Annotated in this window: 25 protein-coding genes; 21 read left to right on the top strand and 4 right to left on the bottom strand. The window is 65.1% G+C overall.

Features of this window, described 5'->3' with window-relative positions; translation table 11 throughout:
• Window positions 1–65 precede the first annotated feature (65 nt).
• Window positions 66–512 carry a thiol-disulfide oxidoreductase DCC family protein gene (locus tag EA798_RS13030; protein WP_122099230.1) on the top strand — a complete coding sequence of 149 codons (447 nt, stop codon included), beginning with the start codon at window positions 66–68 and terminating at the stop codon, window positions 510–512.
• Here the strand turns inward: EA798_RS13030 and EA798_RS13025 are convergent.
• On the bottom strand, window positions 509–823 hold the full coding sequence (locus tag EA798_RS13025; RefSeq protein WP_207212242.1) for a DUF6482 family protein: 315 nt from the start codon (window positions 821–823) through the stop codon (window positions 509–511). The genes EA798_RS13030 and EA798_RS13025 overlap by 4 nt on opposite strands.
• 213 nt (window positions 824–1,036) lie before the next feature.
• Between EA798_RS13025 and folE the strand changes: the two genes are divergently transcribed.
• The 7 genes from folE (at window position 1,037) to EA798_RS12990 (ending at window position 7,627) form a co-directional block, all read left to right on the top strand.
• The gene (gene folE / locus EA798_RS13020) at window positions 1,037–1,594 is read left to right on the top strand and encodes a GTP cyclohydrolase I FolE (protein ID WP_122099229.1); all 558 of its coding nucleotides are present in this window, start codon (window positions 1,037–1,039) and stop codon (window positions 1,592–1,594) included.
• On the top strand, window positions 1,594–1,965 hold the full coding sequence (gene folX / locus EA798_RS13015) for a dihydroneopterin triphosphate 2'-epimerase (protein ID WP_015277171.1): 372 nt from the start codon (window positions 1,594–1,596) through the stop codon (window positions 1,963–1,965). Before folE ends, folX begins: the two co-directional genes overlap by 1 nt.
• A gap of 8 nt (window positions 1,966–1,973) precedes the next feature.
• On the top strand, window positions 1,974–2,495 hold the full coding sequence (locus EA798_RS13010; protein ID WP_122099228.1) for a chalcone isomerase family protein: 522 nt from the start codon (window positions 1,974–1,976) through the stop codon (window positions 2,493–2,495).
• Window positions 2,492–3,742: an MFS transporter gene (locus tag EA798_RS13005; protein ID WP_122099227.1), complete on the top strand. Its 1,251-nt coding sequence runs from the start codon at window positions 2,492–2,494 to the stop codon at window positions 3,740–3,742. Before EA798_RS13010 ends, EA798_RS13005 begins: the two co-directional genes overlap by 4 nt.
• The gene (locus EA798_RS13000; RefSeq protein WP_122099226.1) at window positions 3,727–4,254 is read left to right on the top strand and encodes a DUF3833 domain-containing protein; all 528 of its coding nucleotides are present in this window, start codon (window positions 3,727–3,729) and stop codon (window positions 4,252–4,254) included. The genes EA798_RS13005 and EA798_RS13000 overlap by 16 nt, the downstream gene beginning before the upstream one ends.
• 84 nt (window positions 4,255–4,338) lie before the next feature.
• On the top strand, window positions 4,339–4,785 hold the full coding sequence (locus EA798_RS12995; protein WP_106155015.1) for a PAS domain-containing protein: 447 nt from the start codon (window positions 4,339–4,341) through the stop codon (window positions 4,783–4,785).
• A 181-nt stretch (window positions 4,786–4,966) separates the two neighbouring features.
• Window positions 4,967–7,627, top strand: a complete 2,661-nt coding sequence (locus EA798_RS12990; protein ID WP_122099225.1) for an EAL domain-containing protein — start codon at window positions 4,967–4,969, stop codon at window positions 7,625–7,627.
• Between the two features lie 36 nt (window positions 7,628–7,663).
• Here EA798_RS12990 and hemH read toward each other — a convergent pair whose 3' ends face one another.
• Both hemH and EA798_RS12980 read right to left on the bottom strand, forming a co-directional pair.
• Window positions 7,664–8,689, bottom strand: a complete 1,026-nt coding sequence (gene hemH, locus EA798_RS12985) for a ferrochelatase (protein WP_122099224.1) — start codon at window positions 8,687–8,689, stop codon at window positions 7,664–7,666.
• 78 nt (window positions 8,690–8,767) lie between these two features.
• The gene (locus tag EA798_RS12980; protein WP_106155018.1) at window positions 8,768–9,670 is read right to left on the bottom strand and encodes a TIGR01777 family oxidoreductase; all 903 of its coding nucleotides are present in this window, start codon (window positions 9,668–9,670) and stop codon (window positions 8,768–8,770) included.
• A 324-nt stretch (window positions 9,671–9,994) separates the two neighbouring features.
• On the opposite strand from EA798_RS12980, the gene EA798_RS12970 reads away from it, so the two are divergent.
• The 9 genes from EA798_RS12970 to EA798_RS12930 are packed head-to-tail and all read left to right on the top strand — an operon-like array spanning window position 9,995 to window position 19,371.
• Window positions 9,995–10,954, top strand: coding sequence for a YbgA family protein (locus EA798_RS12970; protein ID WP_106155019.1), 960 nt, complete (start codon window positions 9,995–9,997; stop codon window positions 10,952–10,954).
• A 2-nt stretch (window positions 10,955–10,956) separates the two neighbouring features.
• Window positions 10,957–11,892, top strand: coding sequence for a MerR family transcriptional regulator (locus EA798_RS12965; RefSeq protein WP_106155020.1), 936 nt, complete (start codon window positions 10,957–10,959; stop codon window positions 11,890–11,892).
• Complete coding sequence (gene phrB / locus EA798_RS12960) at window positions 11,889–13,319, top strand: deoxyribodipyrimidine photo-lyase (RefSeq protein ID WP_122099222.1); 1,431 nt, start codon at window positions 11,889–11,891, stop codon at window positions 13,317–13,319. Before EA798_RS12965 ends, phrB begins: the two co-directional genes overlap by 4 nt.
• On the top strand, window positions 13,316–13,744 hold the full coding sequence (locus tag EA798_RS12955; protein ID WP_106155022.1) for a nuclear transport factor 2 family protein: 429 nt from the start codon (window positions 13,316–13,318) through the stop codon (window positions 13,742–13,744). Before phrB ends, EA798_RS12955 begins: the two co-directional genes overlap by 4 nt.
• Window positions 13,741–14,508, top strand: a complete 768-nt coding sequence (locus tag EA798_RS12950; protein WP_122099221.1) for an SDR family NAD(P)-dependent oxidoreductase — start codon at window positions 13,741–13,743, stop codon at window positions 14,506–14,508. The genes EA798_RS12955 and EA798_RS12950 overlap by 4 nt, the downstream gene beginning before the upstream one ends.
• A 2-nt stretch (window positions 14,509–14,510) precedes the next feature.
• Window positions 14,511–15,758, top strand: a complete 1,248-nt coding sequence (locus tag EA798_RS12945; RefSeq protein ID WP_122099220.1) for an NAD(P)/FAD-dependent oxidoreductase — start codon at window positions 14,511–14,513, stop codon at window positions 15,756–15,758.
• Window positions 15,755–16,570, top strand: coding sequence for a DUF1365 domain-containing protein (locus EA798_RS12940; protein ID WP_122099219.1), 816 nt, complete (start codon window positions 15,755–15,757; stop codon window positions 16,568–16,570). Before EA798_RS12945 ends, EA798_RS12940 begins: the two co-directional genes overlap by 4 nt.
• Window positions 16,557–17,846, top strand: coding sequence for an SAM-dependent methyltransferase (locus EA798_RS12935; protein ID WP_122099218.1), 1,290 nt, complete (start codon window positions 16,557–16,559; stop codon window positions 17,844–17,846). Before EA798_RS12940 ends, EA798_RS12935 begins: the two co-directional genes overlap by 14 nt.
• 31 nt (window positions 17,847–17,877) lie before the next feature.
• The gene (locus EA798_RS12930) at window positions 17,878–19,371 is read left to right on the top strand and encodes a methyl-accepting chemotaxis protein (RefSeq protein WP_106155027.1); all 1,494 of its coding nucleotides are present in this window, start codon (window positions 17,878–17,880) and stop codon (window positions 19,369–19,371) included.
• Between the two features lie 23 nt (window positions 19,372–19,394).
• Here EA798_RS12930 and EA798_RS12925 read toward each other — a convergent pair whose 3' ends face one another.
• A complete protein-coding gene (locus tag EA798_RS12925; RefSeq protein ID WP_122099217.1) occupies window positions 19,395–20,732 on the bottom strand; it encodes an oxygen-independent coproporphyrinogen III oxidase in 1,338 nt (445 codons plus the stop codon).
• Between the two features lie 218 nt (window positions 20,733–20,950).
• Between EA798_RS12925 and EA798_RS12920 the strand changes: the two genes are divergently transcribed.
• The 4 genes from EA798_RS12920 to EA798_RS12905 all read left to right on the top strand — a co-directional run bounded on the left by EA798_RS12920 (window position 20,951) and on the right by EA798_RS12905 (window position 26,020).
• Window positions 20,951–21,709 (top strand): SIR2 family NAD-dependent protein deacylase, encoded by a 759-nt coding sequence (locus tag EA798_RS12920; protein ID WP_122099216.1) that lies wholly within the window; start codon window positions 20,951–20,953, stop codon window positions 21,707–21,709.
• A gap of 390 nt (window positions 21,710–22,099) precedes the next feature.
• Entirely contained in the window at window positions 22,100–24,658 is a 2,559-nt protein-coding gene (gene nirB / locus EA798_RS12915; RefSeq protein WP_122099215.1) for a nitrite reductase large subunit NirB, read from the top strand.
• On the top strand, window positions 24,658–25,041 hold the full coding sequence (gene nirD / locus EA798_RS12910) for a nitrite reductase small subunit NirD (protein ID WP_106155031.1): 384 nt from the start codon (window positions 24,658–24,660) through the stop codon (window positions 25,039–25,041). Before nirB ends, nirD begins: the two co-directional genes overlap by 1 nt.
• A 166-nt stretch (window positions 25,042–25,207) precedes the next feature.
• Window positions 25,208–26,020 carry a formate/nitrite transporter family protein gene (locus EA798_RS12905; protein WP_106155032.1) on the top strand — a complete coding sequence of 271 codons (813 nt, stop codon included), beginning with the start codon at window positions 25,208–25,210 and terminating at the stop codon, window positions 26,018–26,020.
• Window positions 26,021–26,044 lie beyond the last annotated feature (24 nt).

Below are 26,044 nucleotides of genomic sequence, written 5' to 3'. Positions count from 1 at the left end.
GATTGTAACCCAGCGTTTCGCAGCATACCCTCTACAAACGTTGTACAAACGCGAGTTGCGATGAAATGACCCCTGATCTGCCACTGACGCTCTACGTTGATCGGGCCTGCCCGTTGTGCGCCCGTGAAGTTCGCTGGCTGGAACGCAGCGCTGACCCTGCCCGGCTGCAGCTGGTGGATATCAGCGCCGTCGACTTCTCGACCGAGGGACTTGGTCGCGATCTGCCGCAGCTACGTCGCCGCCTGCACGCGCGAACCGCCAGCGGGGCCTGGCTGACCGGCGTGGATGCAACCTACTGGAGCTGGCGTCTGGCCGGTCATGGCCGCTGGGCCGCTCCGTTGGGCTGGCGGCCGCTGCGCCCGCTCCTGCTGCTGGGCTACCAGTTGTTCGCTTTATTACGCCCGCATCTGGAATGGCTGCCGCACCCGGACGGCGCCAGTCGCTGCACGACAGAGTGCGACACGGCGCAAAACCCTTCTCCTCGCGCCGGCAAGTCCGCGAATCACCGTTAGTTCTCCGCCAGCAGCGGAATGCGCAAGCCCCGCTCAGGCTCGATACCAAGCGGACGGCCGATCATTTCGTCATGGCTGACCGGCTGCCGCCAGTAGACCTCGCGCACCCCACAAGCCTGCAGAACCCGTTTCAAGCTGCCCTGATCGCTCCAGACCGTTCGCTGGCCTACGGCAAACTGGCGTCGGTTGCCGCTGCGCTCCACTACCCAGGCGCTGTAGCCGCAGCAGCGCAGCCCATGCAACTCGACCCGATCTATCCGGCCTCTGCAAACGGCAAAGCGCAGCCCAAGCTTCGAAAGTCTGCTTTTCACGATTTCTGATACCTATACAAAATTCGACTTGCGCACACACCAGGGCGACCGATATGCCCCCGCGGTTGAGTCTGCCGCGTGGCATGGCAGCGTATTCCTCTACAATTACTTGTACAATATTATTTATTCGTATAGCTTTGGATTGCATACGGTCGCTGACCTGGTTCAGCCCATCGTCCACATATCAGCGCTAGGCGCACTGAAGGTCCCGACATGAACGATCTGCCCGGTCATTACCGCGAAATACTCTCTGGCTTGGGTGAGAACCCGGAACGCGAGGGTTTGCGCGACACACCGCTGCGGGCCGCGAAGGCCATGCAGTATCTGTGTGGTGGCTACAACCGCAGCCTGGAAGAAGTGGTCAATGGCGCACTGTTCGCGTCCGACAACGACGAGATGGTGATCGTCAAGGACATCGAGCTGTACTCCCTATGCGAGCACCACATCCTGCCCTTCATCGGTAAGGCGCATGTCGCCTACATCCCCACCGGTCGCGTGCTCGGCCTGTCCAAGGTTGCGCGAATCGTCGACATGTTCGCCCGCCGCCTGCAGATCCAGGAAAACCTGACCCGCCAGATCGCCGAAGCGATTCAGGAGGTCACCGGCGCGGCCGGCGTCGCGGTGGTCATCGAAGCCAAGCACATGTGCATGATGATGCGCGGCGTGGAGAAGCAGAACTCGGTGATGAACACCTCGGTGATGCTCGGTGCCTTCCGCAGCTCCTGCAACACGCGGATGGAGTTTCTCCAGCTGATCGGGAGGGGGCAGTAATGGCGCGACTGGAGCCGGGCATGGCGCGCATCCGGGTGAAGGATCTGCGCCTGCGCACCTATATAGGCATCAATGAAGACGAGATCCTTAACCGCCAGGATGTGCTGATCAACCTGAACATCCTCTATCCCGCCGTCGAGGCAGTGCGCGACAACGACATCGAACAGGCACTGAACTACCGCACCATCACCAAGGCGATCATCCGCCACGTGGAGCAGAATCGCTTCGCCCTGCTCGAGCGCATGACGCAGGAAATCCTCGATCTGGTCATGGCGCATCCTGCGGTGAGCTACGCCGAGGTGGAAGTCGACAAGCCCCACGCGCTGCGTTTTGCCGATTCCGTGTCGATCACCCTCGCTGGCAGTCGCTGAGCGCCGCCATGTCAAGCCGCCGAAACGTCATCATCGCAGGCCTGCTGTGCCTGGTGCCGGTGCTTGCGGCGGCCAACTGGCGCGAATCGGTGCCCCAGGCACGTCTGGTCGGCGAAGGCGAGCTGCGCTTCTTCGGCTTGCGCATCTATGACGCCCGCCTGTGGAGCCAGCAGGCACCTTTGCAGGCGCAGGCACCCTTCGCCCTGGAACTGACCTACCACCGCGCCATCAGCCGCGAAGACTTCGTACGCACCAGCCTGGAAGAGATCCAGCGGCTTTCCGGCGAGGCGGTCGACTCGGCGCGGCTGCGCCAGTGGCGCGCCGAGATGCAGCAAGCCTTCGTCGACGTCACACCCGGCGAGCGCATCACCGGTGTCTTCCTGCCCGGTCGCGGCTGCCGCTTCTACGTCAATGATCGCCTGCAGCACGAGGTCGACGACCCTGCATTCGCCGAGGCCTTTTTCGCGATCTGGCTGGACCCGCGTAGCCGCGACCAGAAACTGCGGCGCAATCTGCTGGGCCAACGGTGAAAAGCTCGGCGCTGGCAGCCTATGGCGTGCTCGGCCTGCCGCTGGCGATGGCCATGCTGCCGATCTACGTGCTGGTGCCGAACTTCTATGCGGCAGATCTGGGCCTCGGCCTGGCGCTGACCGGCACCGTGCTGTTCCTGGCCCGTTTGCTGGACACCATTCAAGACCCCTGGCTGGGCCGCCTCATCGACCGCCATACGCCGCGCGGCTGGACACTCCTGCTGGCAACTGCAGCCATTGCGCTGAGCCTGGCGATGGCAGCGCTGCTCATACCGCCCGGCAGTTTAGGCAGACCCGGCCTGGCAATCTGGCTGGGTGCCTTGCTGGCGCTCACCTACACCTTGCACAGCCTGATCAACATCACCTACCTGGCCTGGGGCGCACGACTGTCCGACCAACCGAACACCCGTACCCGGGTCGCCGCCTGGCGTGAAGGTGCAGGACTTTTCGGCGTCGTCCTGGCCAGCGTGCTACCCAGCATCCTGGCGACGCAGTTCGGCATGGCGGCGGCGCTGGCGACCTTCGCTATCACCTTCGCCGTGCTGCTGTGCATCGGCACCGCTGTTCTCCTGCTCGCCGCACCCAGACCACATCGAATCGTACGCACCGCCGCCGGGAACTGGCGCCTGCCGCTGCGCAACATGGCGTTTCGGCGGCTGGCGGGCGTCTATTTCATCAACGCCGTGGCAGTGGCGATTCCCGCAACGCTGGCATTGTTCTTCATTGCCGACCGCCTGCAACTGGCGGAGCTGACCGGCCTGTTCCTGGCCCTGTATTTCGTCAGCGGCGCCCTGGGCCTGCCGTTCTGGACCAGGCTGGCCGATCGCCTGGGCAAGCGGCGCAGCTGGCGGATCGGCATGCTTACCGGTTGCGCCGCCTTTGTCTGGGCGGTGCTGCTGGAGCCGGGCTCGGCCTGGGCCTACGCCGGTGTCTGCATGATGTCCGGTCTCGCCCTCGGTGCCGACCTGGCCCTGCCGCCGGCACTGCTGGCGGACATCATCCCTGCCGAGGAACGCGACTCGACCGCCGCCTACTTCGGTCTGTGGAGCTTTCTGGCCAAGCTGGCGCTGGCCATCGCCGGTCTCGCCTTGCCGCTGCTGGCGTTAAGCGACTACCAACCGGGCACCCCGGCCGGCTGGAACCTCGCACTGGTCTACGCCGGCCTGCCCTGCCTGCTGAAACTCGTGGCGGCGCGACTGCTCACTTCCCTTCCCTGCGGAGAATCCAAACCATGCAAAAGGCCCTGATACTGGCGTGTTGCCTGCTTCTGCTCAGCTGCACCGCCGTCGACGTCGAGCATTACCGCAACGAGGAACCACAGTTCGATCTGCGCAAGTATTTCGTCGGCAAGGTCGATGCCTGGGGCATGTTCCAGAAGCGCTCCGGTGAGGTGGTGAAGCGCTTCCATGTGGAGATCGACGGCAGTCTGGATGGCGACAAGCTGATTCTCGACGAACACTTCCGCTACAGCGATGGCACCACCCAGCAGCGGGTCTGGACCCTGACCGAGGAACGCCCCGGCCACTGGCGCGGCAGCGCCGCCGACGTGGTGGGCGAAGCCCGCGGCGAAGTCGCCGGCAACGCGCTGCGCTGGCGCTACGTCCTCAGCCTGCCGGTGGATGACAAGGTCTACGACGTACATCTGGATGACTGGATGTATCTCATCGACGAACACACCCTGGCCAACCGCTCGTTCATGAGCAAGTTCGGCGTCGAGGTGGGTCAGGTCACACTGTTCTTCCGCAAGCGCATCGAATGAGCTGGTGTTCGCGCACGACGGCAAGGCACTGATCAGGCCAAGTTGTTCTAGAATGCGCCGCATGCCCCTTCAGGATGTCGTGACATGATCAATGCCAAGCTGCTGCAACTGGTTATCGAAGCCTCCAACGATGGAATCGTGGTCGCCGAGCAGGAAGGCGACGACAACATCCTGATCTACGCCAACCCGGCTTTCGAGCGCCTGACCGGCTACGCGGTCGACGACATTCTCTACCGCGACTGCCGCTTCCTGCAGGGCGAGGACCGCGACCAGCCAGGACTCCAGGCGATCCGCGAGGCGGTGAAGAGCAACCAGCCCTGCCGGCAGATCATTCGCAACTACCGCAAGGACGGCACCCCGTTCTGGAACGAGCTGTCGATCACCCCGGTATTCAACGAAGCCGACCAGCTGACCTACTTCATCGGCATCCAGAAGAACGTCACCGCCGAGGTCGATGCCCTGCAGCGGGTCGAAGCACTGGAAGCGGAAATCCGCGATCTCAAGGCACAGCTCGCCCGCACTCAGGGCTGAGCCAGGTGCCCGCCGGGCACCTTATGGTCACCGCCGCGCTCCGTCCTGGCGCGCGAGCATGCAGCAGGCTTCGCCAGGCACTACCTTAGTGCGGTGCATTCGCGCGTTGCGATATGGGATACTGGCGACCTGCCATATCTCAAATCCTGATGTGGGCGCGCTGATGCCCTAGGATGCTGTCTTGACTCTCAACGCCGTCGTCGAAAACGCGGTCATGCTGCTCGCGTTGTGCTGGCTGCTGGCTTTTACCACCTCCGAATGGTATCGGAGCGCCAAGCTCTCCGCGAAACTCCTGGCCGGGCTCTGGTTCGGCAGCGCGTGCATCCTCGGCATGATGAGCACCAGCTTCGGCGAGAGCGGCATCATGCTCGATGCGCGCACCGTGGTGCTGAGCATGGCCGGCCTGTTCGGCGGTCCAGTGGTGGCCGGCACGGCCGGCGTGTTGGCAGCAGGTTACCGCCTGTGGCTCGGCGGCATTGGCGTAGTTCCTGGATTGGCGAACATCCTGCTGCCGATCGTCCTCGGGCTGGCATACCGCTGCCTGCACCGACAGGGCCTGATCCGCATCGGCTTCTGGCAGCTGCTCGGCTTCGGCGCGATGCTGCACCTCGGTGTGCTCGGCGTGATCATCTCGCTGTTGCCTGACCACTTGCGCTTCATTGCCGCCAAGGAGGCCGCGCCGCCGATGCTGCTGGCGCTGCCGCTCGCCACCGCCGCGCTGGGCCTGCTGCTCAACGATCTGCTCAAGCGCGATCTGGTAGAGCGCGCTCTGCGGCTCAGCGAAGCCCGGCTGCGTGCCATCACCCACGCAATACCCGACCTGCTGCTGGTGATCGACGAGGATGGTTGTTATCTCGATATCATCTGCGCCGATCGCAACATGCTCTACGCCGATCCGAGCCTGCTGCTCGGTCGGCACCTGCGCGACGTGATGCCGGAAGCGGAAGAGCGTCGCTTCCTCGACTTCATCCGGCAAACGCTCAACAGCGACACGCCACAGCTGATCGAGTACGGCATGCAGACGCTGGGCGGCCCCAGGATCTTCGAGGGGCGCGCCCTGCCCCTGGAGCAACCGCAAGGACAGAAACGCGCAGTGGTCTGGCTGAGCCGCGACATCACCGATCGGGTCAACACCGAACTGGAGCGCCGCATCGCCGCCATCGCCTTCGAGTCGCAGCAGGGCATGCTGATAACCGACGGGCAGAACAGAATCCTGCGGGTCAACCGAGCCTTCAGCCGCATCAGCGGTTTCAGCGCCGAGGAGGCCGTTGGCCAGACCACCGCCCTGCTCGCTTCCGGCAAGCACGGCCCCGAGTTCTACCGCACGATGTGGGCCAGTATCGAGGCGACCGGCGTCTGGGAAGGCGAGATCTGGAACCGGCGCAAGAGTGGCGAGATCTTTCCCGAGTGGTTGACCATCAGTGCGGTGCGCAACACCACCGGTGATATCAGCCATTACGTGGCCGCATTCACCGACATTACCGACCGCAAGGCGGCGGAGGAACGCATTCACAACCTGGCGTTCTACGACCCGCTGACCGGCCTGCCGAACCGCCGGCTACTGCTCGATCGCCTGCAGCAGGCCATGGCGGCTGGCTGCCGCAGCGGGCAGTTGGGGGCGCTGATGTTCATCGACCTGGACAATTTCAAGAACATCAACGATCTGCACGGCCACCAGACCGGCGATCAGGTGCTGCGTATCGCCGCCGAGCGCTTGCAGGGCGAAATACGCGCCAGCGACACGGTCGCACGCCTGGGCGGGGACGAGTTCGTGGTCATGCTGGAAAACCTCGGTGACGCCCCGGAGCTGGCCGCAGCGCAGGCCGAACACATCGGCGTGAAGCTGCTCGGCTCTCTCGGCAAAACCTATCGACTGAACGATCTTGGCCTGTACAGCAGCGCCAGCATCGGCGTGGTGCTGTTCGGCACGGACGGCAGCAGCAGTGACGAGCTGATGAAGCGCGCCGACATGTCGATGTACGAAGCCAAGGTAGCGGGCAAGAACGCCCTGCGCTTCTTCGACCCGCGCATGCAGCAGGCTGTGCAGGAACGCCTGCGCCTTGAAGACGAGATTCGGCAGGGACTCAGGAACGGCGAGTTCGTCTTGCACTATCAGGCGCAGCTGGAGCAGTCGCAGGGCATCATCGGCGCAGAAGCCCTGGTGCGCTGGCAGCATCCGCAGCGCGGATTGCTGACACCGGGCGCATTCATTGGCCAGGCCGAGCACGCCGGACTGATTCAGGCGCTCGACCAACGCGTACTGGAGCAGGCCTGCGCCCAGCTGGCGCTTTGGGCGCAGCAGCCTGCCTTCGCTGGACTGACCCTGTCGGTCAACCTGAGCGCACATCTGCTGTACGAGGACAACTTCGTTGGCAATGTGCTCGACCTGCTGGAGCGCAGCGGCGCCAACCCGGCCCGACTCAAGCTGGAACTCACCGAAACCCTGCTGCTGGACAACATGTCCGAGGCCATTGCCCGCATGACACAGCTCAAGCGCCACGGTATCCGCTTCTCCATCGACGATTTCGGCACCGGCTATTCCTCGATGAGCTATCTGCAGCAGCTACCGCTGGATCAGCTGAAGATCGATCAGACCTTCGTCCGCGGCCTGCCCGAGGACACCAGCAGCCTGACGATCGTACGCGCCACCTGTGCTTTGGCGGCAGGACTGAATCTGGAGGTCATTGCCGAAGGCGTCGAAAACGAGGCCCAGCGGACGATGCTGCTGGCCAACGGTTGCCATCGCTTCCAGGGTTACCTGTTCGGCAACCCGCAGGCAGCGGCCAGCTTTGAAGAGATGGTCATGGTCAGCAGAGCCGAGCAATCCACGCTCAGCCCCTGAACCGACAAGCCCGCTGCGCGCGGGCCTGCTGCTCGGTCAGAGCGCCTGGGGTGCGCGACTGCAGAGCTTGACCAGCGCCTGCACCCAGGCTTCGTGGGTGTTCAGGCATGGCACCAGGACCAGATCCTGGCCACCCGCCTCGATGAACTGCTCACGCCCGCGATCGCCGATCTCCTCCAGCGTCTCGATGCAATCGGCGACGAACGCCGGGCACATGACCAGCAGCTTCTTGACGCCCTGTTGGGCCAGTTCGTCCAGGCGGGTTTCGGTATAGGGCTCGATCCACTTGGCGCGACCGAGGCGCGATTGGAATGAAACCGACCATTGATCGTCGCGCAGACCCGCCTGCGCGGCGAAACCGGCGGCGGTGCGCATGCACTGCGCGCGATAGCAGCTCGCAAGCACCATGCCTTCGGCCCGCTGACAGCAATCGTCGCCCTTGAGGCAATGCGAACCGGTCGGATCGGTCTTGTGCAGATGCCGCTCGGGCAGGCCGTGGAAACTGAGCAGCAGATGATCGAAATCCTGCTCCAGATGCGGCTTGGCACTGGCTGCCAGCGCCTCGAGGTATTCCGGCTGATCGTAGAACGGCTGCAGGATCGACAGCTGCACGTTCAGCCCGCGCTCGCGAATGACCCGTCGCGCTTCCTGAATCACCGTGGTGGTGGTGCTGTCGGCGAACTGCGGATAGAGCGGTGCCAGCGTGACCTGACTGATGCCCTGACCGGCCAGGCGGGTCAGCGTGGTTTCGATGGATGGCTCGCCGTAGCGCATCGCCAGTTCCACCGGCCCTTGCGTCCAGTACGGCCGCACCGCCTCCTGCAGGCGGCGACTCAGCACCACCAGCGGCGAGCCTTCCGGCCACCAGATCGAAGCATAGGCATGCGCGGACTGCTCGGGGCGCTTGATCAGAATCAGCGAAACCAGCAGACGCCGCAGCGGCCAGGGCAGATCGATCACATAGGGATCCATCAGGAACTGGTTGAGGTAACGGCGCACATCCGCGACTTCCGTAGAGGCTGGCGAACCCAGATTGACCAACAACAACGCCTGCTCTGTCATGCAACTTTCCTGACTGCTTATTGAGGTTGCGCCTGGCTCAAGCGGCAGGCGCGCTATTTTCTCACAAGGGCGCGCCTTTCAGGGGCGCGTCAACAGATCGGCCAGCGCCGAATCCAGATCGGTGAAGCGAAAACTGAACCCTTCCTCCTGCAAGCGCTGCGGCAACACGTGCTGGCCGCCCAGCAACAAGCCGGCGAGTTCGCCGAGCAGAGGTTTGAGCACCGCAGCCGGCGCCGGCAATATCGCCGGGCGGTTCAGGCAGCGGGCGAGGCTGCGGGTGAAATCGGCGTTGCGTACCGGCGCCGGTGCGCAGGCATTGTAGGGGCCACTGGCTGCCGGCTGCCGCAGAAGAAAATCAATCAGGGCGATTTGGTCTTCGATGTGAATCCACGGCATCCACTGCCGTCCGCTACCCAGACGCCCACCCAATCCAAGCTTGAACACCGGTAACAGGCGTTGCAGAAAACCGCCATCGCGCGCCAGCACCAACCCGGTCCGCACCAGCACCACACGGATGCCCAGCACCGTCGCCTCCATGGCGCGCTCTTCCCAGGCGTTGCACAGCTGGCTGGCGAAATCCGCGGCGACCGGTTGATCGGCCTCGGTCAGGCGGTGTTCGCCGCCATCGCCATACCAGCCCACCGCGGAGCCGGAAATCAGCAGAGTCGGTTTCTGCTCGCGCTTGCCCAACCACTCCACCAATTGCTCGGTGAGCTTGACGCGACTGTCCCAGAGCAGCGCTTTGCGCGACTTCGTCCAGGGCCGGTCGGCAATCGGCGCGCCTGCGAGGTTGACCACAGCGTCCAGTGTCACCCCATCCAGCTGCTGCAGGCTGCCGACACCCTGCACCTGCGCACCGCACAGTTGCGCCACGGTTTGCGGCGCGCGGCTCCACACCCAGAGCCGATGCCCTTCAGCCAGCCAATGCCGGCACAGCGCACGACCAATCAATCCGGTACCGCCAGTCAGCAAGATGTTCATGGTGAGCTCCTTTGGCGCTGCCACGCTGCGCGATGTCGACGGCTTTCGATTACAGCATACACCTATACATTGAAAGCCCACTGTACAGGACCGTGCTGCTGTACGACGGACCGCAACAGCCGTCGCCCCAGCACCTCACGCCACTCAGCGGCTCGTCGATGGCTATACAGGCCACCACAGAGACGCCGTTCCCGCGATCCGTTGCCGGTACTGTACAAGAAAACTTCATCTTCTTGTACATATGAAGTTGACTTGTACAAGATGAAGATTAAGATAGCCCCAAGTTGTACAGAAATCCGCTTTGTACAAGATGAGGCTCCCATCATGCACACCACACTCCCCACCCCAAAGATCGGAATCAGTGCCTGCCTGCTCGGCAACCCGGTGCGTTTCAACGGTGGCCACAAGGAGTCGCGCCTGTGCAGCGAAACCCTGGCACAGCACTTCGAGTTCATAGCGGTGTGTCCCGAGGTCGCCATCGGCTTGGGCACGCCCCGCGAGCCGATCCGCCTGGTGGGCGAGACCGATGCGCCTCGGGCCGTCGGTACGGTCCGCCCGGAACTCGACGTTACCGACGCCCTCGCCGCCTACGGCCAGCAGATCGCCGAGCAACTGCATGACATCAGCGGCTACATCCTGATGCAGAAATCGCCGTCCTGCGGCATGGAGCGGGTCAAGGTCTACGGCTCCAATGGCCATACCCTGCCGGGCGGTGGCACTGGGGTGTTCGCGCAGGCACTGATGCAGGCTCGACCCGATCTGCCGATTGAGGAGGACGGACGGCTGAACGATGCCGTGCTGCGCGAGAACTTCCTCACCCGCGTCTATGCCTACGCCGACTGGCAACGCCTGCTGCAGGGCGGCATCACCCGGCGTGCCATCGTCGATTTCCACTCGCGCTACAAATACCAGCTGATGGCCAGCAACCCGCTGCAGTACCGCGTGCTTGGCCGACTGGTCGCCAACATCGCCGAGCGTTCACTGGACGAATTCGCCTCGCACTATTTCAGCCAGATGATGCAGGCATTGAAGAAGCCCGCCACCCGCGGCACGCATTGCAACGTGCTGCTGCACCTCAGTGGCTATCTTAAGGATGCGCTGGGCTCGGAAGACCGTCGCGAAATGCGCCATCTGATCGACCAGTACCGCGCCGGCGTGATCCCGCTGGTCGTGCCGCTGACCCTGCTCAAACACCATTTCCGCCGGCATCCCGACCACTACATCGCGCGCCAGGCCTATCTGCAACCGCACCCCGAAACCCTCAGCCTGCGCAACGGAATCTGACCATGACCGAACAACCGGACCTTGCGCAGCTGACCGCCGACGGCCTGCTGCCGATCCGCGAGGTGGCGCGGCTCACCGGCGTCAATGCGGTAACCCTGCGTGCCTGGGAGCGCCGGTACGGGCTGATCGTCCCGGCGCGCACCGCCAAGGGCCATCGCCTGTACGAAGCGGGGCATATCCAGCGCATTCGCGACATCCTCATCTGGCTCAATCGCGGTGTCGCGGTCAGCCAGATCAAGCCGCTTCTGGATACCACCACGCCGCCGGAACTGCCGCAGCAGAACCAGTGGTCCGAACGGGTAGATGAACTGCTGCAGGCCATCGACCGCCTCAGCGAACGCCATCTGGACGATGCCTTCAACCGTGCCATGGCGCTGTACCCGCCGCGCACACTTTGCCAGCACCTGCTGCAGCCCCTGCTCGAGGCGCTCGACAAGCGCTGGCGCGGGCAATACGGCGCGGCTCTGGAGCGGGTGCTGTTCCAGTCGTGGCTACGCAGCAAGCTCGCCACCCGGATCTATTTCAACAACCGCCAGCAGAGCGGCCGCCCCCTACTGATCGCCAGCCTCGACGAGGAGGCCTTCTCCCCTGGGCTGTGGCTGACTGCGTGGCTGGTTTCCAGCACCGATTGCCCGGTTGAGCTCGTCGAGTGGCCAGTGCCGCTGAACGAGCTGAATCTCGCCGTGGAACGTGTTTGGCCGCGGGGTTTGCTGCTCTACGCCAGCCATTGCCTTTCGGCCGGTTGCCTGCAGCGCCATCTGCCACGCCTGCTCGAGCAGAGCGCCGCGCCGCTGCTGATTGCCGGCCCGGCCGTCCATATCCATGCCCCGGAGCTGCGCCAGCACCGCGGTCTGCTGCTGGCCGATTGCCCGTTCGATGCCCTGCAACAGCTGAACAACGCCGGCCTCCTGCCCGGCAGCGAAGGAAGCGCGTCATGAACCAAGTGCTCTGGTTGCGCAACGATCTGCGCACAGGCGATAACACCGCCCTGACAACGGCCATGGCTGCCGGCCCTACCGTGGCGATCTACCTGATCACGCCCGGCCAGTGGCTGGCCCATGATGACGCCCCCTGCAAGGTCGACTTCTGGCTGCGCAACCTCGTCGAGCTGTCGGCGCAGCTGCGCGCGCTCAACGTGCCATTGCTGATCCGTGAGGTCGACGACTGGCAATCGGTGCCCGCGGCGCTGCTGAAGCTCTGCCAGGAACTCGATGTGCGTGGCCTGCACTACAACGAGGAGTATGGCGTCAACGAACGACGCCGCGATCAGGCCGTCGCTGCAATGCTGGACGCCTGCGGTATCCAGGTACGCGGCCATGTCGATCAGGTGCTGTTCGCTCCGGGCACCGTACTGACCCAGTCCGGCGGGCACTTCAAGGTGTTCAGCCAGTTTCGCAAGCAGTGCCTCTCGCGCCTGGCGGTGTCCCTGCCACCCTGCGTCCGGACACCGGCAGCACAGGCGCCGCTGCCCATCGCCAGCGACCCTGTCCCCACCACCGTTGTCGGTTTCCCGCGGCCAACCGATTACCTGCGCGCGTTGTGGCCCGCTGGCGAGACGTTCGCGCAGCGGCGTCTGGCGCTGTTCGTCGAGGATGATCTGGATCTATACCACGAACGCCGCGACCTGCCGGCCGAGCCCGGTACCAGCCAGCTATCGCCCTATCTCGCCGCCGGGGTCATTTCGATCCGCCAGTGCCTGCATGCTGCGCTGGGCTACAACCGGGGCGAGCTGGACAGCGGCAGTACCGGCGCGTCTACCTGGATCAACGAACTGCTCTGGCGCGAGTTCTACAAACATGTCCTCGACGGCCACCCGCGCTTATCGATGCACCGCGCCTTCCGCAGCGAGACCGACGCCCTGCCCTGGCGCCACGCACCTTACGAACTCGAAGCCTGGCAACAGGGCCGCACCGGCTTTCCGATAGTCGATGCCGCCATGCGCCAGCTGCAGGAAACCGGCTGGATGCACAACCGCCTGCGCATGGTGGTCGCCATGTTCCTCAGCAAGAACCTGCTGATCGACTGGCGTGAAGGCGAGCGCTGGTTCATGCGCCATCTGATCGACGGCGATCTGGCCGCCAACAACGGCGGCTGGCAGTGGAGCGCCTCGACCGGCACCGACTCGGTGCCCTACTTCCGGCTGTTCAACCCGATCAGCCAGTCCCAGCGCTTCGACCCGAGCGGGCAGTTCCTGCGCCGCTGGCTGCCCGAACTGCAGCACCTGGACAAACGCGACATTCATAACCCGTCGGCGCACCGCAGCCTGTTCGGCGTAACGGAATACCCCGCGCCTATCGTCGACCTCGGTGCAAGCCGTGCCCGGGCGCTCGCCACCTTCCGCAACCTGTCGGAGGCCCGTCCATGAGCAGCTTCCTGCATCGTTTCGCCGAGGAGTTCGCGCGGCTGGATGCGAGCAACCTCGATCGGCTGGCCGAGCTCTACAGCAGCAACGTGCACTTCACCGATCCGCTGCACGAGGTCAGCGGCCTGGCCGAGCTGCGGCGTTACTTCAGCGAGCTGTACGCCAACGTCGAACACCTGCACTTCGAGTTCATCAGCCATGACGAGGTCAGCGAGGGTGAGGGCTATCTGCGCTGGGTCATGAGCTACCGCCACCCGCGGCTCAATCGCGGCGGCCTGATCAGCCTCGAGGGCTGCTCGCTGCTGCGTTGGAACGCCGAAGGCAAGGTCGAACGCCACCGCGACTATTTCGATGCCGGCGCCCTGCTCTACCAGCACGTGCCGCTGCTCGGTTCGGCCATCCGCTGGTTGCAGCGGAGGCTTGCATGAAAGTCTCACGGCGAATCTGGCTGACCGGCGCCAGCAGTGGCATCGGTCTGGAGCTGGCGCGCCTGCTGCTGGCCGAGGGGCATTGTCTGGCGCTCTCGGCACGCCGTGCCGAACCCCTGCAGGCTTTCGCCCGACGCTATCCGGGTCGGGTTCTGGCTCTGCCGGCTGATCTCACCGACCGCCAGCAGGTACGTGCCATCGGCGCTGCGATCGAAGCGCAGTGGGGGGCGCTGGACTGCGTGATCCTCAATGCCGGCACCTGCGAATACATCGACGCCAGCCAGTTCGACGCGGCGCTGCTGGAACGCGTGATGCGGGCCAACGTGCTCGCGGCCGGCTATTGCATCGAGGCAGCGCTGCCCCTGCTGCGCCAGGGTGTGCGACCGCAGCTGATCGGCATAGGCAGCTCGGTGACCTGGCTGCCGCTGCCACGTGCCGGCGCCTATGGCGCGTCCAAGGCAGCGATGCGCTATCTGCTCGAATCGCTGCGCCTTGATCTGGCCAGCGAAGGCATCGATGTAACCCTGGTCAGCCCGGGCTTCGTCGACACGCCACTGACCCGCCGTAACGACTTTCCCATGCCGCTGCGCTGGTCGGCGGACAGAGCCGCGCGGCACATCGTTCGGCGCTTGGAAAGCCGCCCGCTGCACATCGATTTCCCTGCGCCATTCATCTGGGCGCTGCGTCTGCTCTCACTTCTGCCTGCGCGTCTGCAGTTCGCCCTGGGCCGGCGAATGGCGCGCTCGTCACTCAAGGAAGGATAACCATGAAGATCGCCATCATCGGCAGCGGCATCTCCGGGCTCACCTGTGCCCACCTGCTTTCGCGCCAGCACCAGGTCACCGTCTTCGAGTCGGCCAGCTGGATAGGCGGCCACACGCACACCGTGGATTTCCATTTGCACGGTCGCGACTATGCGGTAGATACCGGTTTCATCGTCTTCAACGACTGGACCTACCCGAATTTCATCAAGCTGCTCGGCCAGCTCGGGGTGCGTTACAAGCCGACCGAGATGAGCTTCTCGGTCAGCGATCCGTTCAGCGACCTGGAATACAACGGACACGATCTCAATACCCTGTTCGCCCAGCGCAGCAACCTGTTCTCGCCGCCGTTCTGGGGCATGATTCGCGACATCCTGCGCTTTAACCGGGAAGCACTGGACGACTACCAGAATGGCCGCATCGGCCCGCATGTCACGCTGGGCAACTACCTGAAGCTGGGTCGCTACAGCCAGCGTTTCATTGACCACTACATCGTGCCGATGGGCGCGGCGATCTGGTCGATGTCGCTGGCCGACATGCTCGAGTTTCCCCTGGAATTCTTCATCCGCTTCTTCAAGAACCACGGTCTGCTGTCGGTGAGCGACCGTCCGCAGTGGTACGTCATCGAGGGCGGCTCCAGCGCCTACGTCTCACCGCTGACCAAGGGTTTCAGCGAACACATTCGCCTCAATTGCCCGGTGTTCGAGGTGCTGCGCGACGCCCATGGCGTGACCCTGCACAGCCCGGCAGGCGCCGAGCGCTTCGACAAGGTGGTGTTCGCCTGCCACAGCGACCAGGCGCTGCGCATGCTCGCCGAACCAAGCCGCGCCGAGCAGGAGATCCTCGGCGCGCTCGGTTACGCCAGCAATGACGTGGTCCTGCATACCGACACTCGCCTGCTACCGAAGCGCCGTCGCGCCTGGGCGAGCTGGAACTATCGCCTCGGCGGCCCGAGCGAGCAGCTCGCCGCAGTGACGTACAACATGAACATCCTGCAGGGCATCGACTCACCCGAGACCTTCTGCGTCAGCCTCAACCAGACGGAGGCCATCGACCCGGAGCAGATCCTCGCCCGCTTCACCTATGACCACCCGCAGTACAGCCTGGCCGGCATCGCCGCCCATGCCCGCGCCGACGAACTGCTCGGCGCGCATCACAGCTACTTCTGCGGCGCCTATTGGGGCAACGGGTTCCATGAAGATGGCGTAGTCAGCGCACTGCGCGTCGCCGCGGCCTTCGGAGAGTCGCTGTGAGCAACGCCATCGAACACAGCGCCCTGTATCGCGGCTGGGTCCAGCACCGGCGCTTTTCGCCGCGCGGCCACGCCTTCAGCTATCGCATGGGCCTTCTGTACCTGGATCTTGCCGAACAGGACGCCGTGTTCGGACTCTCGCCGTTGAGCGGCCGCGCTCGCTTCGCACCATTCTCCTTCCGCGAACGCGACTACCTGCCGGAATACACGCGCCACGGCATCGCACTGGCCGACGCGGTGCGCCAGCGCGTATCCGAAGCCCTCGGCCGGCCGGTCACCGGCGCCGTGCGCCTGCTGACCCAGCCACGCAGCTGGGGCCTGTGCTTCAACCCGGTCAGTTTCTTCTACTGCTTCGACGAGCATGAGCAGCTGCGGGCAGTGCTCTGCGAGGTCAGCAACACACCCTGGCGCGAGCGCTATCACTACGTGCTGCCCGCCTCCGGCAATCGCAACCTGCGCTGCACGGTAGCCAAGACCTTCCACGTATCGCCGTTCCTGCCAGGCGAACTGGAATACCGCATGCGCTTCAACCCACCCGGCCGGCGCATCGGCGTGCACATGGAGGACTGGCAGGGCGAGCGCAAGCTGTTCGACGCCACCCTCGGCCTTGAGCGCGAAGCGCTGACAGCAGCCTCCGTGCATCGCTACCTGCTCGGCTTCCCCTGGATGACCGCCAAGACGCTGCTCGCCATCTACTGGCAGGCCTTGCGCCTGCTGCTCAAGCGCACCCCGATCTTCGCCCATCAGCCCGCCACGGCCCCCTATGGACTGGCCGTCACTCACACATCCGGAGCCCGCCATGAAGAGTCCTAGCCTGACTGTCAAAGCCCATCCGCTGGCCAGCAAGGGGCTGGCCAGCGGTCTGTTGCGCCGCACGGTATTGCGCCAGCTGGAAAAGCTGCGCCACGGCCAGCTGACCTTGCGTTTCGGCGGCGAGTGCCAGCTGTTCGGCGACCTGGCCAGTCCATTGCAGGCTGAAATCCATGTCGTCGACGGCGCAGCCTGGGGCCTGATCGCCGCCCGCGGCTCGATCGGCGCCGGTGAGGCTTACATCCATGGCTACTGGCACAGCCCGGAGCTGACCGCGGTGATCCGCCTGTTCGTGGCCAACCTGGATGTGCTGGACAGCATCGAGCGCGGCAGCCTGGCGCTGTTCGGCCAGCCGGTGATCAAGGCCCTGCACTGGCTCAACCGCAACACCCGCAGCGGCTCGCAGCGCAACATCGCCGCGCATTACGACCTTGGCAACGAGCTGTTCGAGCAGTTTCTCGACCCGACCATGATGTACTCGGCGGCGATGTTCACCAGCCCCGGGCAGGATCTGGAGCAGGCCCAGCTGCACAAGCTCGAGCGGATCTGCGAAAAGCTCGACCTGCAGCCCGAAGACCATCTGCTGGAGATCGGCACCGGCTGGGGCAGCATGGCGCTCTATGCCGCCACCCATCGCGGCTGCAGGGTGACGACCACCACGCTGTCGCGCGAACAGTTCGCCTACACCCAGCGGCGCATCGAAGAACAGGGACTGCAGGACCGCATCACCCTGCTGCTGCAGGACTACCGCGATCTCGAGGGCCGGTTCGACAAGCTGGTATCCATCGAGATGATCGAAGCGGTCGGCCATGATTTCCTGCCGACCTATTTCCGCCAATGCTCGCGCCTGCTCAAGGACGACGGTCTGATGCTGCTGCAGGCCATCACCATCCGCGACCAGCGTTACGAACAGGCCCGGCGCAATGTCGACTTCATCCAACGCTACATCTTCCCCGGCGGCGCACTGCCGTCACTGCATCGGATGCTCAACGTTGTCTCGCAGGACACCGACATGAACCTGCTGCACATGGAGGACTTTGGCGAGCACTACGCACGCACCCTGCGCCTGTGGCACGAGAACTTCCGCCGCGCCCGCAGCGAGCTGGAGCGCCATGGCTATGACGACTATTTCTACCGGCTCTGGGAGTTCTACCTGTGCTACTGCGAAGGCGGCTTCATCGAGCGCGCCATCGGCACCGCACAACTATTGCTGGCTAAACCGGGCGCTCGTCGGAAACCGCTGTATGCCGGATCAAGCGGTTCGGACGGCAACCGATAACGGCCATGCGTAACTTCATCCGGAGCATTCCATGAACACCGAAAGCGTCACGCTGCAAGCGCACTACCTGAAGGCCGATCGCATCATGCTCGGTGTCATCTGGTTTCTGGTGGTCTATTCCTTCGCGATCGCGGCGTTCTACGGCAACTGGGCCCAGGCATTCGTCATTGGCGGGCTCACGGCTGTCGCGGTGACGACGCTGCACATGCTGATACCCGGCCAGCGCCTGCTGCGCTGCGTGATCGGCGCGGCGTTCATGGTGCTCTCCGCGCTGCACATCAACCAGGCACACGGCCTGCTGGAAATGCACTTTGGCATCTTCGCCCTGCTGGCCTTCCTGGTTTACTACCGCGACTGGCTGCCAATCGTGGTCGCGGCAGCGACCATTGCCGTGCATCACCTGAGCTTTTTCGCACTGCAGCAACAGGGTGCCGGCGTCTTTCTGATACCCGATGGCAACTGGGGCGAGGTGTTCCTGCACGCGTTCTACGTAGTCCTGGAAAGCGCAATCCTGATCTACCTGGCGATCCGCGCCAACGCCGAGGCTCGCGAAGGCGAGGCATTGCTCGGCGCGGCCGCCGCCATCACCGCGCATCCCGAACGCATCGACCTGAGCTATCGCAGCAAGGCCAGCGGACCGGTCACCCAGCGTTTCAACCACCTGCTCGATCAGCTGGGCGAACTGGTCGGCGCGGTGGTTCGTGACACCGCCGGCCTGGGCGGCACTGCAGCCAACCTCAGCGAAGCCACACGGCAGATGCGCGACGGTGCGAGCCGGCAGCTGGACGAAACCGCTTACATGGTCGACGCCATGCAGCAGATGACCGTGGCCATCGACGACGTCGCCGGCCACGCTGATCGTGCCGCCCAGGCCGCACAGGGCGCCAGCCAGAAGGCCAGCGACGGCCGTAATGCCGTGAGCGGCGTGCGCAGCGAGATCGGCACCCTCGCCGAACACATCGAAGGCACCGACCGACTGGTGCAGGATCTGGCCGCGCAATCGGAGCAGATCGACCGGGTGCTGGAGGTGATCCGCACCATCGCCGAGCAGACCAACCTGCTCGCTCTCAATGCAGCCATCGAGGCCGCACGGGCCGGCGAGCAGGGCCGCGGCTTCGCCGTGGTCGCCGACGAGGTGCGCAATCTGGCGCAGAAGACCGCCGCCTCCACGACCGAAATCCAGGGCATCATCAGCCGTCTGCAGCAGGGCAGCCGCAAGGCTACCGATGCGATGCAGAACAGCCGTGACAGTGTCGGTCGCTGCGTCAGCAGCAGCCAGCAGACCACTGCCCTGCTGGACGCCATCGCCAGCGAGATCGAGGCGATCAGCCAGATGAACGAAATGATTGCAGCGGCAACCCACCAACAGACCGCCGTTTCGGCCGATATGGGCCGCCATCTGCAGAGCGTTCAGCAGGTTGCCGAACGCAACGCCGGCGATGCCAGCCAGCTGGACCACGACGGCCGCCAGCTGCATGAGCTGGCAGGCCGCCTGGGCGGCCTGAGCGGGCGCTTCACCGTCTAGCTACTGATAAGGCGGGCCAGGCTTCAGCGCCGCCCGCCGCTTCCAACCGAATGCCCCATGTACAGGTCGCTGGGCTGCTCGAATGCTGCACACACCGCGGCCACCAGCAGCCGGGCGTGGGGCGGTATCACCAGGCCGTCGTCGCTCAGCACGATCACGCCGTCTACATGCAATTGCCGCAGCGCTGGCCAGTGCCCGGCATAGCGTTGCCGCACATCCACACCGCTGTGCCGCGCCAGCGCGTCGAAATCCAGCTCGAACGTGCAGAGCAGACGCTCGCACAGCAAGCGCTGCAGTTGATCGACATGACCGGCGTGCAGGCCGCAGACAGTTGGCAGCTGCCCCTGATCAAGGGCCAGCTGATAACCCTGCACCGCAGCGGCGTTCTGCGAGTACAGACCGCCGACGCGGCTGATGGCGCCGACGCCAAGACCGAGGTGATCGCAGTCGCCATGCAGTGTGTAGCCGACGATATCGTGGTGCAGCGCGCCGATCTCCTGAGCCATGGCCAGGTCATCATGGGGCAGGACGAATTTGCCCAGCCCGATATAGCGATAACCCGCAGCGCTCAGCTGCTCGACACCATGCCGGTACATCGCCAGGGTATCCGCCGCTGACGCCAGTCCCAGACGTCCTGCGGCGGTCGAGCCCGCCGGGGCGACGTCCCGGTAATCGAACATGGTTACCTGATCGGGTGCCAACTCGATGATGGAAGCCAGCTTGCGCGCGAAGCTCGCCGGGGTCTGCCAGGACCTGCCGTAGCCGAGATCGAGATTCACCGAACGGTAGTGCAGCGCATGGGCCGCCTCGATCACTGCACGGATGCGCGCCGAGCTGCGGAAGTACTCCACGGTGCAACCGTCATCGGCGCGCAGATCCGGCACGCTGACGCTGAGCTGATTGAACCCCAGTTCATGCAGTGCACCGATCAGCGGCCAGTCGGCATGGGCCAGCTCGACCTCGGCGGTGAAGCTGGCCGCACCGGGTTCGGCGAAATGGAAGCGCGATTTGAGCAGCCCCAGCAGATGCCGCAGGTTGTCGATGCTCAGGGAGCCGACGCTCAGGTGCAATTGCTCGACCACTTGCAGCGGGCCGGCGTGGCAGCCGAGCTGTTCGATCTCGCGCTCCAGGCGCACCAGGTAGGCCGCAACTTCTTCTGGCAACAGTCGGGCACCACCGGGCTGCTGCAGCGAAAGGGAAAGCGCGCGCCCAGCCCGACGGCTGTCGCGCAGCGCCCGCAGCAGATCCAGCGGCGCGATGCGATCACTGAAATCGACGGCAGCCGGGTAGCTGCAATGCAGCTGCCCGATGCGTCCGTAGCGTTGTACCAGGGCGTCGTCCCAGTTCACTGAGCCAAGCATAAGAGCCTCCCGGCATCGAATATCGCTTTAGCCGGCATCATCCGCGACCCGCCGCCGATGGCGTTGACCCCCGTCAAGGAGGTGACAGATGGAGCGCGCAGCCGGCTGGATGGTAGCGGCCCCTCGCAAAAGGCCCGTCGACTGAACAGCCAGACGGCTTTTGCGCGATGGCAAAGCGGTGGTATTGATGACCGGTCGCCAAGCAACCGGAGCCGACCGTGATCCCAGCCTCTCTGCTTTCGTCCCTGCGCGCAGCGCGCCATGTCGTGGTGTTCACCGGTGCCGGCGTCTCCGCCGAGAGCGGCATCCCGACCTTTCGCGATGCGCTCACCGGCTTGTGGGAGCGTTTCGATCCGGGCGAACTGGCCACCGCCGACGCCTTTCGTCGCGATCCGGCGCTGGTCTGGGGCTGGTACGAGTGGCGCCGGATGAAGGTTCTCCAGGCCCGGCCGAACCCCGCGCACATGGCCATCGCCGAACTCGCCGGCCATGTGCCGCAACTGACGCTGATCACGCAGAACGTCGACGACCTGCACGAACGCGCCGGCAGCCGCGAGGTGATCCACCTGCACGGCAGCCTGCACCGGCCACGCTGCTTCGCCTGCGCCCGTGAGCCAGCCGAGCCGCTGCCCGCACCGGACGAACCCGAAGCCGGACGTCGTCTCGAACCGCCGCGCTGCGGCCACTGCGGCGGACGCCTGCGGCCCGGCGTGGTCTGGTTCGGCGAGAGCCTGCCGGGCGATGCGTTGCGCGCCGCCTTCGCGGCTGCACAGGCGTGCGACCTGCTGCTGTCGGTCGGCACCTCAGGGGTAGTCTATCCCGCCGCTGAAGTGCCGCATCTGGCGCGGGCCGCCGGCGCCACGCTGGTGCATGTCAACCCACAGGGCGAGGCGCCGCAGAGTGCACACGAACACCTGCTCGCCCTGCCCGCCGGCCAGGCCTTGCCGCAGCTCGTTCGCGAGGCTTTCGGCGGCTGAGCGCCGCGCGCGAATCGCCCCAAAGCAGTGAGCGCACAGCCCATTTCGCACCGAAGTGGTTCAACCGCCTCGCGCGGCCGGCGGCGATTCGCACCCCCGGACAAGCCCGCACGGGCCCGCCGGCCGGGGGTTGCAGCGGTGCCCCGGGACAGCTGGCACGCAACCTGCTAACTCCCTTGCAACAGCTGCCAGCACGGCAGCACGTCCCAGGCAGTCAGCGACGACCGCCCGCCAGCAGGCACGGGACCGGGTGAACCAGGCAACGACGCCAGGCCAATCACCCCCACGACATCTTTGAAACCAGGCAAAGGCGCCTGGAGCTGACCCCAGCTCCAGGCGCCTTTTTGCGTTTTGCCGGCCGCGTGCCGCAGCCGCTCGAGAGGAAAGGCTATGAGTTCAACCGTCACCCCGCTCAAGCACGAGACATTGGTCATCGTCGGCAACGGCATGGTCGGGCATCACTGCATCGAACAGCTGATCGAACAGGACGCCCTCGCCCGCTACGACGTGCACGTGTTCGGTGAGGAGCGCCAGCGCGCCTACGATCGCGTGCACCTGTCCGAGTACTTCGGCGGCCGCGATGCCGAGTCGTTGGCGATGTGCGAAGCCGACTACTACAGCCGCCACGGCGTTCAGGCCCACCTGGGCGAGCAGGTGCTGGAGATCGACCGCGAGCGCAAGCAAGTGGTCACCGGCAACGGCCGCCAGCCCTACGACAAGCTGATCCTGGCCACCGGCTCCTACCCCTTCGTGCCACCGATTCCCGGTGCCGAAGGCAACTCGCGGCTGGTCTACCGCACCCTCGAGGATCTCGACGACATCCGCGCGGCCGCAACCGGCGCACGCCGCGGTGTGGTGGTCGGCGGAGGCCTGCTCGGCCTGGAAGCGGCCAACGCCCTCAAGTCCCTCGGCCTGGAAGCCCACGTGGTCGAGTTCGCTCCGCGGCTGATGCCTGTGCAGCTGGACGATGCCGGCGGCGCGGCGCTGAAGGCACGCATCGAGGCGCTGGGTGTCGGCGTGCACCTGTCGCGTGCCACCCAGGAAATCATCGTCGGCGAGCAATACGCCTACCGCATGGTCTTCCAGGACGGCGAGTTTCTCGAAACCGACCTGATCGTGTTTTCCGCCGGCATTCGCCCGCAGGACGCCCTGGCCCGTGACTGCGGCCTGGAACTGGCGGCGCGCGGCGGCGTGGTGGTCGACAGTGATTGCCGTACCTCGGACCCGGCGATCTTCGCCATCGGCGAATGCGCCAGCTGGAACGGCAGCGTGTTCGGCCTGGTCGCCCCGGGCTACAGCATGGCCCGCTGCGTTGCCGCGCAGCTGGCCGACGCAGCGCATACGCCGTTCCTCGGTGCCGACATGTCGACCAAGCTCAAGCTGCTCGGCGTGGATGTCGGCTCCATCGGTGACGCTCATGGCGCGACCCCAGGCAGCCGGAGCTACCGTTTCATCGACGAGGCCAGCGCCAGCTACCGCCGCCTGGTCGTCTCCGCCGATGGCAAGACCGTGCTCGGCGCGGTGCTGGTCGGTGACAACAGCTACTACGACACCCTGCTGCAGTACGCGCAGAACGGCATCAAGCTGCCGGCCGATCCGTCCGGGCTGATCCTGCCGCAGACCGAGGGCGCGCCGACGCTTGGCCCGGACGCCCTGCCGGCCAGCGCGACCATCTGCTCCTGTCACAACGTCAGCAAGGGCGCGGTGTGCTGCCAGGTCGACGCTGGCGTCACCGACCTCGGCGAACTCAAGGCCGCGACCAAGGCGGCCACCGGCTGCGGCGGCTGCAACGCGCTGCTCAAGCTGGTGTTCGACGCCGAACTGGCGGCGCGCGGCGTGGCGGTGGACAAGAGCCTTTGCGAACACTTCGCCTACACCCGCCAGGAGCTCTACGGCATCGTCCGCGTCGAGGGCATCCAGAGCTTCACCGAACTGCTGGCCAAGCACGGCCGCGGCCATGTCGGCTGCGACATCTGCAAGCCGACGGTGGGTTCGATCCTGGCCTCGTGCTGGAACCAGCCGATCACCGATCCGGCGCTGATTCCGCTGCAGGACACCAACGACACCTTCATGGCCAACATGCAGAAGAACGGCACCTACTCGGTGGTGCCGCGCATCCCGGGTGGTGAGATCACCCCCGAGGGGCTGATCGCCATCGGCCAGGTGGCGAAGAAATACGACCTCTACACCAAGATCACCGGCGGCCAGCGCATCGACCTGTTCGGCGCTCAGCTGCACGAACTGCCGGACATCTGGGGCGAGCTGATCGCCGCCGGCTTCGAGACCGGTCACGCCTACGGCAAGAGCCTGCGCACGGTGAAATCCTGCGTCGGCAGTACCTGGTGCCGTTACGGCGTGCAGGACAGCGTCGGCATGGCGCTGCGCCTGGAGGACCGCTACAAGGGCCTGCGTGCCCCGCACAAAATCAAGTTCGCCGTATCGGGCTGTACCCGCGAATGCGCCGAGGCGCAGAGCAAGGACATCGGCGTGATCGCCACCGACAAGGGCTGGAACCTCTACATCTGCGGCAACGGCGGCATGCGCCCGCGGCATGCCGAACTGTTCGCCACCGACCTCGACGACGAAACGCTGATCCGCATCATCGACCGCGTCTTGATGTTCTACGTGCGCACCGCCGACAAGCTGCAGCGCACCTCGGTCTGGCGCGAAAGCCTGGAAGGCGGCCTGGACTACCTGAAGGGCGTCATCCTCGACGACAGCCTGAACCTCGCCGCCGAGCTGGAGAGCCAGATGCAGCACGTGGTCGACAGCTACCAGTGCGAATGGGCCAACGCCATCTCCGATCCGGAGAAGCTCAAGCGCTTCCGCACCTTCGTCAACGACGGGCGCGCCGACCCGGACATCCACTTCGTCAAGGAGCGCGGCCAGCGTCGGCCGGTGCGCGCCAGCGAACTTCACCTGATCCCACTTACCCAGGAGGTGCTCTGATGAGCCAGTCCAACGTCGTTCGTCTTGACTCCCGTTCCAACGCGCCGGCGACCTGGCAGGCACTGTGCAGCCGTGCCGATCTGGTCGCCAATTCCGGTGTGGTGGCCTGGCACGAAGGCGCCCAGGTAGCGCTGTTCCACCTGCCTGACAACGCCGACGGCGAGCAGCTGTTCGCCATCGAGAACCGCGACCCCAAGTCGGGTGCCAACGTCATCGGCCGCGGCATCGTCGGCAGTCTCAAGGGCGAACTGGTGATCGCCTCGCCGCTGTACAAGCAGCACTTCCGCCTGGCCGATGGCAGCTGCCTGGAGTACCCGGAGCAGCGCCTGCAGGTATGGCCGGTGCGCCTGGTCGGCGACGAGGTACAGATCGCCGCGGGCTGATCGCCGCCCGTTGCCCGGGCAACGTTCCTTGCACACCGCAGCGATCCTGCGGGAGCGGCCTTGGCCGCGAAGCTGCCCCCGACTCGCCAGCCACCCACATCGCTCAGCCAGCGCCCCGCGACCACCGTCGGGGCCTGGCCCCTTACTGCCATTCAGAGAGACCCACATGTCCTACATCATCCCCTCCGAGTTCGTCACCAAGATGGTGGACGCCGGCGAATCGAAGATCTTCATGTCCACCCGCGACACCCTGATCCGCGCCTTCATGGCCGGCGCGATCCTGGCCCTCGCCGCGGTGTTCGCGGTCGCGGTAACCGTGCAGACCGGCTCGCCGCTTGTAGGTGCCATGCTGTTTCCGGTGGGCTTCGTGATGCTCTACCTGATGGGTTTCGACCTGCTCACCGGGGTTTTCATGCTGACACCGCTGGCGCTGCTGGACCGCCGCCCGGGCGTGACCGTGGGCGGCATCCTGCGCAACTGGGGCTGGGTGTTTCTCGGCAACTTCGGCGGCGCGCTGGTGGTGGCCTTCATGATGGCCTTCGTCTTCACCATGGGCTTTTCCACCGAACCGGGACCGATCGGCGAGAAGATCTCGCACATCGGCGAGGACCGCACCCTGGGCTACGCCGAGTTCGGCGCGGCGGGCTGGGCGACCATCTTCCTGCGCGGCATGCTGTGCAACTGGATGGTCTCGATGGGCGTGGTCGGCGCGATGATCTCCACCTCGGTCAGCGGCAAGGTCATCGCCATGTGGATGCCGATCATGCTGTTCTTCTTCATGGGCTTCGAGCATTCGGTGGTGAACATGTTCCTGTTCCCCTCGGCGATGATCATGGGCGGCGACTTCTCGGTCATGGACTACATGGTCTGGAACGAGATCCCCACCGCGCTGGGCAACCTGGTAGGCGGCCTGGCCTTCACCGGCCTCACGCTCTACACCACCCACGTACGCACCGCGCCCAAGCGCAGCGTCTACTGATCGGGAGTGTGGTCGAAAGCCCCG

This window comes from Pseudomonas songnenensis (genome assembly GCF_003696315.1).
Lineage (GTDB): Bacteria > Pseudomonadota > Gammaproteobacteria > Pseudomonadales > Pseudomonadaceae > Stutzerimonas > Stutzerimonas songnenensis.
The sequence above is the reverse complement of the archived record's forward strand: the minus strand, read 5'-3'. Positions and strand labels throughout refer to the sequence as shown.

Coding starts and splice junctions, on each gene's coding strand:
- EA798_RS13010 (WP_122099228.1), top strand. CDS start 1,974: ATGTCAAGCCGCCGAAACGTCATCATCGCAGGCCTGCTGTGCCTGGTG.
- nirB (WP_122099215.1), top strand. CDS start 22,100: ATGAGTTCAACCGTCACCCCGCTCAAGCACGAGACATTGGTCATCGTC.
- EA798_RS12950 (WP_122099221.1), top strand. CDS start 13,741: ATGAAAGTCTCACGGCGAATCTGGCTGACCGGCGCCAGCAGTGGCATC.
- EA798_RS12905 (WP_106155032.1), top strand. CDS start 25,208: ATGTCCTACATCATCCCCTCCGAGTTCGTCACCAAGATGGTGGACGCC.
- EA798_RS12965 (WP_106155020.1), top strand. CDS start 10,957: ATGACCGAACAACCGGACCTTGCGCAGCTGACCGCCGACGGCCTGCTG.
- hemH (WP_122099224.1), bottom strand. CDS start 8,689: ATGACAGAGCAGGCGTTGTTGTTGGTCAATCTGGGTTCGCCAGCCTCT.
- EA798_RS13000 (WP_122099226.1), top strand. CDS start 3,727: ATGCAAAAGGCCCTGATACTGGCGTGTTGCCTGCTTCTGCTCAGCTGC.
- EA798_RS12955 (WP_106155022.1), top strand. CDS start 13,316: ATGAGCAGCTTCCTGCATCGTTTCGCCGAGGAGTTCGCGCGGCTGGAT.
- EA798_RS12995 (WP_106155015.1), top strand. CDS start 4,339: ATGATCAATGCCAAGCTGCTGCAACTGGTTATCGAAGCCTCCAACGAT.
- EA798_RS12970 (WP_106155019.1), top strand. CDS start 9,995: ATGCACACCACACTCCCCACCCCAAAGATCGGAATCAGTGCCTGCCTG.
- phrB (WP_122099222.1), top strand. CDS start 11,889: ATGAACCAAGTGCTCTGGTTGCGCAACGATCTGCGCACAGGCGATAAC.
- folX (WP_015277171.1), top strand. CDS start 1,594: ATGGCGCGACTGGAGCCGGGCATGGCGCGCATCCGGGTGAAGGATCTG.
- EA798_RS13030 (WP_122099230.1), top strand. CDS start 66: ATGACCCCTGATCTGCCACTGACGCTCTACGTTGATCGGGCCTGCCCG.
- EA798_RS12935 (WP_122099218.1), top strand. CDS start 16,557: ATGAAGAGTCCTAGCCTGACTGTCAAAGCCCATCCGCTGGCCAGCAAG.
- EA798_RS12925 (WP_122099217.1), bottom strand. CDS start 20,732: ATGCTTGGCTCAGTGAACTGGGACGACGCCCTGGTACAACGCTACGGA.
- EA798_RS12930 (WP_106155027.1), top strand. CDS start 17,878: ATGAACACCGAAAGCGTCACGCTGCAAGCGCACTACCTGAAGGCCGAT.
- nirD (WP_106155031.1), top strand. CDS start 24,658: ATGAGCCAGTCCAACGTCGTTCGTCTTGACTCCCGTTCCAACGCGCCG.
- folE (WP_122099229.1), top strand. CDS start 1,037: ATGAACGATCTGCCCGGTCATTACCGCGAAATACTCTCTGGCTTGGGT.
- EA798_RS12945 (WP_122099220.1), top strand. CDS start 14,511: ATGAAGATCGCCATCATCGGCAGCGGCATCTCCGGGCTCACCTGTGCC.
- EA798_RS12980 (WP_106155018.1), bottom strand. CDS start 9,670: ATGAACATCTTGCTGACTGGCGGTACCGGATTGATTGGTCGTGCGCTG.